At 29.0% G+C, this 7,233-nt stretch carries 4 protein-coding genes; 2 read left to right on the top strand and 2 right to left on the bottom strand.

The window, feature by feature from the left end:
- Positions 1-45: 45 nt before the first annotated feature.
- Together NSA58_RS13040 and NSA58_RS13035 are read left to right on the top strand one after the other, a co-directional pair.
- Entirely contained in the window at positions 46-1,134 is a 1,089-nt protein-coding gene (locus NSA58_RS13040) for a PfkB family carbohydrate kinase (RefSeq protein WP_039678203.1), read from the top strand.
- Positions 1,134-2,054: a pseudouridine-5'-phosphate glycosidase gene (locus tag NSA58_RS13035; protein ID WP_074429880.1), complete on the top strand. Its 921-nt coding sequence runs from the start codon at positions 1,134-1,136 to the stop codon at positions 2,052-2,054. Before NSA58_RS13040 ends, NSA58_RS13035 begins: the two co-directional genes overlap by 1 nt.
- A gap of 284 nt (positions 2,055-2,338) precedes the next feature.
- Here NSA58_RS13035 and NSA58_RS13030 read toward each other — a convergent pair whose 3' ends face one another.
- Positions 2,339-3,829 carry a glycosyltransferase gene (locus NSA58_RS13030; protein ID WP_074429881.1) on the bottom strand — a complete coding sequence of 497 codons (1,491 nt, stop codon included), beginning with the start codon at positions 3,827-3,829 and terminating at the stop codon, positions 2,339-2,341.
- Between the two features lie 81 nt (positions 3,830-3,910).
- The gene (locus NSA58_RS13025; RefSeq protein WP_257560539.1) at positions 3,911-7,114 is read right to left on the bottom strand and encodes a hypothetical protein; all 3,204 of its coding nucleotides are present in this window, start codon (positions 7,112-7,114) and stop codon (positions 3,911-3,913) included.
- Positions 7,115-7,233: the final 119 nt, after the last annotated feature.

Here is a 7,233-nt window from a genome sequence, read left to right as displayed (position 1 = left end):
ATCTATGTTTATCTTTATAAACAAATATTAATTTTAGGTGATTAAATGACTTATAGAGAAAAAGAAATTTTACAAATCCTAAAAAGTAATCCTATGATATCTCAACAAGAGTTAGCCGATATGCTTAATATATCTCGAACTTCTGTAGCTGTTCATATAACAAATTTAATGAAAAAAGGGCAGATATTAGGAAAAGGTTACATTTTAAGAAAAGAAAATTACGTTACAGTTATTGGTGGATCAAATATGGATATTCAAGGATTTCCAAACAATCCTCTAGTAATGTATGACTCTAACCCTGGCGGTGTAGACATATCCATGGGTGGAGTTGGTAGAAATATAGCAGAAAATTTAAGTAGACTTAGTGTAAACACTAAACTTATTTCAGCTATAGGAAATGACTTATATGGGAATACTATTCTTTCTGAGTGTAAAAATTTAAATATAGATGTAAATGATTGTTTTGTATCAGATGAATACTCTACTTCAATTTATGTTTCTATATTAAATGATTCAAAAGATATGCAACTTGCCATAAGTCATATGGACATTATTGAAAAGCTGGATGAATCTTTTATTCATTCAAAATACAAGTCAATAAATGACTCTAAAGCTATAGTTATAGATACTAACTTATCTATGGAAACTATAGACTTTATTACAAGAAATCACAGCCATTTACCAATTTTCGTAGATACTGTTTCTACTGCTAAATGTGTAAAAATAAAAGATATACTTAATAGGTTTGAAGGTATCAAACTAAACAAGTATGAAGCAGAAACTTTATCTGGAATAAAAATAGAAAATTTAGATGATGCTAAGAAATCTTGTGATTACTTTATAGAAAAAGGTGTAAAGAGTGTATTTATAACACTTAGCAGTGATGGTGTATATTGTGCAAACAAAGAACAAACACTACATATACCTGGTGTTAAAATTGATATAGTAAATGCTACAGGAGCTGGAGATGCTTTTATGTCAGGAATTATTTATGGATTTATGAATGATCTTAATATAGAAGAAACTGCAAAGTTCTCTGTTGGAGCTTCGATTTTAGCCCTATCTCATAAAAATACAATCAATCCTAATTTAAGTGAGGATTTAATAAATAAAACAATAAAGGAGTTAATATAATGTTAAAAAAATACTTACAAATACATCCAGAAGTTGAAGCAGCAGTAAAAGAAGGAAGACCAGTAGTTGCTTTAGAATCTACAATAATATCTCATGGTATGCCATACCCTCAAAATGTTGAAATGGCAAGTACTGTTGAAAATATAATAAGAGAAAATGGTGCAGTTCCTGCTACTATAGCTATAATAGATGGAGTTTTAAAAGTTGGTTTAACTAAAGAAGAAATAGAATTCTTAGCTACAAGCAAAAACGTAGTTAAAGCTTCAAGAAGAGACTTACCTTTTATAATATCTAAAAAATTAACTGGAGCTACTACAGTTGCTACTACTATGATATTAGCTGATTTAGCAGGTGTTAAAGTATTTGCTACAGGTGGTATAGGTGGAGTTCATAGAGGTGCTGAAACTACTATGGATATATCTGCTGACTTAGAAGAATTAGCTAACACCGATGTTGCTGTTATATGTGCTGGAGCTAAATCAATATTAGATATAGGTTTAACACTAGAATACTTAGAAACTCATGGTGTTCCAGTTGTTGGATTTGGAACTGAAGAAATGCCTGCTTTCTACACTAGAAAATCAGGATTTGGTGTTGACTACAGAGTTGACTCTTCATTAGAAGTTGCTGAGGCTTTAAAAGCTAAGTGGGACTTAAACTTAAAAGGTGGTATGGTTATAGCTAACCCTATTCCAGAAGAGTTCGAAATGGATTACGATACTATAACTAACGCTATAGAATCTGCTTTAAAAGAAGCTGAAGAAAAGCACATAGGCGGAAAACAAGTTACTCCATTCTTATTAGACAAAGTTAAAACTATAACTGAAGGAAAATCTCTTGCTTCTAATATAAAACTTGTTTACAACAATGCTAAAGTTGCTGCTAACATTGCTAAAGACTTAGCTGAATTAAATAAATAATAAATAACCTTATACAAAAATAGTACTTGTTTTATTGATTAGAAAATCATTAAAACAAGTACTATTTTACTTACAAGGATATTATATTCACTTTAAATCTGCGGAAAACTTCTAGACCAAAGTAAAATTAATGCATCCAATAAGTAGTAAAAAATTAAATTTTGAGCAACGAAGTTGCCTAAAATTTCATATCGCCCACGCTGTGGCTTAAAGTGATAACGAGGATATATCGTTGACGATATGCTTCTCAATTTTGGCGACATGAGCGAAGCGAATTTTTTAATTTATATCTTAAGTATATTAACATCATAAGTTTTTGTTTTTTCTTTATTAACAAGTTTTATTAACTCCTCAAAATTTTTAGTATTTCTCACCTTTTCATCATTTCTCAATAATCTAAATTCTCCCAATTTTGTTTTAGCATTATTATCTTTAATTATTAAATTAAAAAAGTTTTCTTCTGTTGTTCTTAAAAAGTTGATTAAAGCTGACTGAGTGTCATGTTCAATAATTTCTCTTTCCTTTAAAATAAGAATATACTCTCCTCTACATTCTTTTATACCCTTAAAAATCATATCCTTTCCATCATTGCTATTAATATTTATTGTTTTTGCTCCAAAGTTATTAATAATATCCTTATCAATAATAGAAGAATTAGGAATAGAAACAATTACTTCACTAGAAATTTCATTTATACTTTTTATACTTAGTAACAAAGTATCATCATAAGAACCTCCCACTATTAATACACTTAGTAAATACTCTGGTGTAGGAATAGATGCTTTTCTCAATTGTCTAAGAATAGTTCCCATATTATATGAATCCTCAAAATTATTGTCAGGATACATATACATTGAATATTCACAGTTTAAATATTCTAATAAAGCATCTTTTGCTTTTGTTGTTTTTCCTATTTCTATATAATATAAACATTGTAGAAAATATAAGTCTCTAAAATTGGGGTATTTGTTTTTGAATTCTGATAATATATTTATTGCTTCATCATATTTTTTTTGACTAGCTAAACTTTTTGATATGTTAAGAATTAAATAAGGTAAATAACTTGGAAGTTTATCAGGATAATTATTTCTTGCAAATCCTAGACCTTTATAATACATCTCCAGTGATTTGTTAATATCATTGGCTCGTGAATATTCATTCCCTATGGAATAATAAAAATATCCATCTCTATCTTCCTCTGGATAACTTTCTAATATTTTTAAATTTCTTTTTTGTTTATCCACCATATTATATATTTTAGGATCATAGCCATAATGTAATATTTTTAAATTTGTTGCTTGAATTTTGTCTTTTCCACCATTTTCTTCTATGGAAAAGATTACTTGCTCGTGCATTTTATTTCTAAATCTATAAAGCTTATTATTTCTAAATACTCTAAGCACTACAGCATCGCCTAAGCTTTTATTATCAACTATATTTTCTAATCGTAAATATAATGCTTCCATAGATGTAGCATTAATAATATTTTTTAATTTTTTACCATCCTCTTTTGGTAATACTTCATCACCATCTAATACTATTATCCAATCCTTTGTAGCCTTTTCTAAAGAAATATTTCTAGCTTCACTGAAATCATCATTCCACTTATAACTAAAAACTTTAGCACCATAAGATTTTGCTATTTCAATTGTTCTATCCGTGCTACCTGTATCAACAATTATTATTTCATCTGCAATGTTTACCATGCTATCTAAACATGCTTTTATATTTTTTTCTTCATTTTTAGTAATCATACATAAACTAAGAGTTTGCATAATATACCCCCATAATAAAATTTTATTAAAGATGGCACCTAGTATAGATGCCATCCCCTTATCATTAGTTAATAAAATTTATTATTCACATTCTTCACTGTCAATTTCAACAGATTGTAGTTTACATAAAGAATATATGCTAATATCTCCATTAGGTTCTTCTGATATTAGTAAGCCATTACCAGCTCTTGCTGAAACAGGAGATATACCTTCTCTAGAATTTCCTGCTAGTACATTAGCATTTTCACCATCAATACTTTCTACAACATCTACTGTAGAGATTTCAAGCTCAACATTAGTAACTACTGTTGCATTTTCTGTATCTAATTCTACAGCATCTACAACATCTACCCTAGAAATAGTTCCTACAGATACTACTGTTCCAGTAGAGATTGTATTTATTGTAGTAACAGTTTGAGTTACTGGTCTTACATTTGTTACAACAGTTGTTAGATTAGTATTATCTAATCTAGTTACATTAGTTGATCTTGGATTTACATCATAAACTGCTTGTACTCCTGAAACTCCGATACCACTTACTACATTTGCGCTACCTAAAGTTAAATTAGAAACTACTGAAATATTAGAAGGAGTCACATTAGTTAAGAATCTTTGATCTCTAGTTACTAAATCTGATACACCTTCTTCAGTTTCATAAAATACATTTCTAACTACAGTTACAGCATTTGGAGTTATATCTCTTAGCACAGTCTGAGGACTTGTTGTAATACTATTTACATAAACTGCGGTAATAGCATTTACAGAAGATACTACAGCAGTAGTTCCAGAAGTGATATCTGTAACTATTCTAGCAGTATCAGTATCAAGTTCAGATACGAAAGCATCTGTGGAAGTAGTAATAGAAGAAACTACTTCTACTGGGTTTACTAAGCTTACACTATTAACAAAGTTACTTCTTTGTGGATTAATATTTCTAACAACATCTGCTGTAGTAAAGTTTAGCAATTGGTTAACAACTTGAGTATTAAAGTCTACATCATTAACTACATCTGTATTAGTAAAAGTTATACTATTTACTGCATTCATAGTTGTATAAGTTACACTATTAACTACATCAGCAAATGATACATTTAAATCTCCTACTATATTTTCGTGCTCATCTTCACTAAATCCAGCCAATACACCATCTGCCAAATAACCTTCATTCACATTATGAAGATAATTATCTGTACTTTCATCAAATACTGAAATATCAACACAACTTGATACTACTGGCTCTCCATTTATAGTAACATCTGCATTTAAATCAAAATAAACATCTTCTAGTAAGTCACAAACTTTAAAGTATGGTATAGAAGGGCAACGATGCTTCTTATCTTTACATTTGTCTCTATATATTTCTTTCTCCTCATAGCAGTTATACTTGTCATATCTATCTTTCTTACAATCACATTTATCATAACAATTACACTTATCATGGCAATCATCGTCATATTTATCATCACAGCAACATTTTTTTAATATCTCATTTATATCTTTTATCATACAGTTTAATTTATTTGTTAAATTAGTAGTAAAATTAACTATTGAAACAGGTACATTTTCAGCTATAACTTCAAGAGCACCTTCGCCTAAACAATTTCCAACAGAAACTGATCTTGGCTCTTGTGTATTAGTATCCACATCAAGATTATTCAAAACATTATCTATCGCAAAATGATTTTCAGAATGTAACAATACATCAGTAGCATCAAATGTAACTGAACTTACAACTGATATGGTAGTAGAATCTACATCATCTACAAGAGGAGTTGTTGTAAATGACAAATCCTCCACAGCTTCACCAGCAAATACAGTCATACCATCAACTATTTGTATTCTGTTAGTTGTAATACCATTTACAACATTTATAGGTGTGTAAGGAACATCAGTTACAACTGGTGCTGTAGATATTGAAATATCTTGATTTATTGTAATAGTATTAGTATCAATTTCAGTTATTGCATCAGCAAAAGAAGGATCAGAAGCAATTATTACTGTTTCTCTAACTGGAGTTACACTATTTATAACATTTTTAGTAGCATAAGTTACACCTGATACTCCAAGTAATGTTGTTGAAGATACTGAACCAATTACATTGACAGGAAACTCATCTATACTTTGTACTACCTGTACTTCGCTAGTAGTTATTTCATTTACAAGCTGAGCTGTATCATAATCCACAATATTAGTAACAACTTCACTAGCTTTTGTAATACTTCTTACAACTTGATCTGTAGAATAGTTATTTACAACACTTATATTATTACCATTTGTAGTTACGCTTTGCACTACAAATGTAGTAAAAGGAGAAACACTAGCCACAACATTAACATCATCAGCAAATGATGCAGTAAGAATTCTTTCCGTAGTTTGTTGTATATCTCTAACTACTTGTTGATTATTTGTAGTTATATTTTTTACTACACCTGTGCTTATTGTGTTTACATCAGCCACAACATTTACAAAAGAAGCATTAACTTCAGCAGTTTCTAATACTTGTTCAGTATCTAAAATTGGCTCTACATTATTTACAACAAGAGTAGTATTTACCTCACTTACAGCAAATATTGGTCTAGTATCTCCAATACGGCCTACTCCAGATAGTTCATCAACATTGTTTACAACATAATCTCCTAAAGTATTGTCACATTTACAGTTACATTTTTCTTTTTTACATCTTGGACAATAACTTTCATCATCTAAGTCATATGCTAAATAAGGATTTTCACAACTTTCAGCCAAAGCGTACAATTTATTTAAAAGTCTATTTCTAAAATTTTCAGATAAAGAACTAGTTAATATTTCTATTTTTGATATGCTATTTAAAGCTATAGCTACACAGTTGTATATAATAGCATCATCTGTTATTTCTACTGAACACTTATTTCTAGTAAAAGTTATAGTAAAAGTGCTTCCATCAGTTGTATATATTACCACATCTAATGTTGCAGAGTTTCCTAAAGAACGTGCAGCTTCTCTTATAATTTTAAGAGCTTGTCTTATAGTTTCTGTACAACAATCTGATGGAAATGAATCTGATTTTTTACATTTTTTATCATTGTCGCAGCATTTATCATCTGGATATTTATCTTTACAGCAATAATTATCACAGTATATGTCTTTTGGATATTTGTCTGTGTAGTAATAATCATCTTTATATTTATTACCACAATGTTTGTCATCGTATTTTTCCTTATAATAATTTTCATCGTAAGAGAATGATTTATTACATTTTTTGTCAGACTCTATATAATGTTTTTTGGTACTTTTGTAATTACCCAAGCTTATCCACTCCTAGCTTATATTAAGATATTTTTATCTCAATATAATATTATGAAAATAGTATTAATTTGTTACTTTTTAAATTAAAATGTTTAATTTTAGTTATTGTATTTTTTTAG

Origin of the sequence: Terrisporobacter muris (assembly GCF_024621905.1) — a bacterium.
Classification (GTDB): Bacteria; Bacillota; Clostridia; order Peptostreptococcales; family Peptostreptococcaceae; genus Terrisporobacter; species Terrisporobacter muris.
The sequence above is the reverse complement of the archived record's forward strand: the minus strand, read 5'-3'. Positions and strand labels throughout refer to the sequence as shown.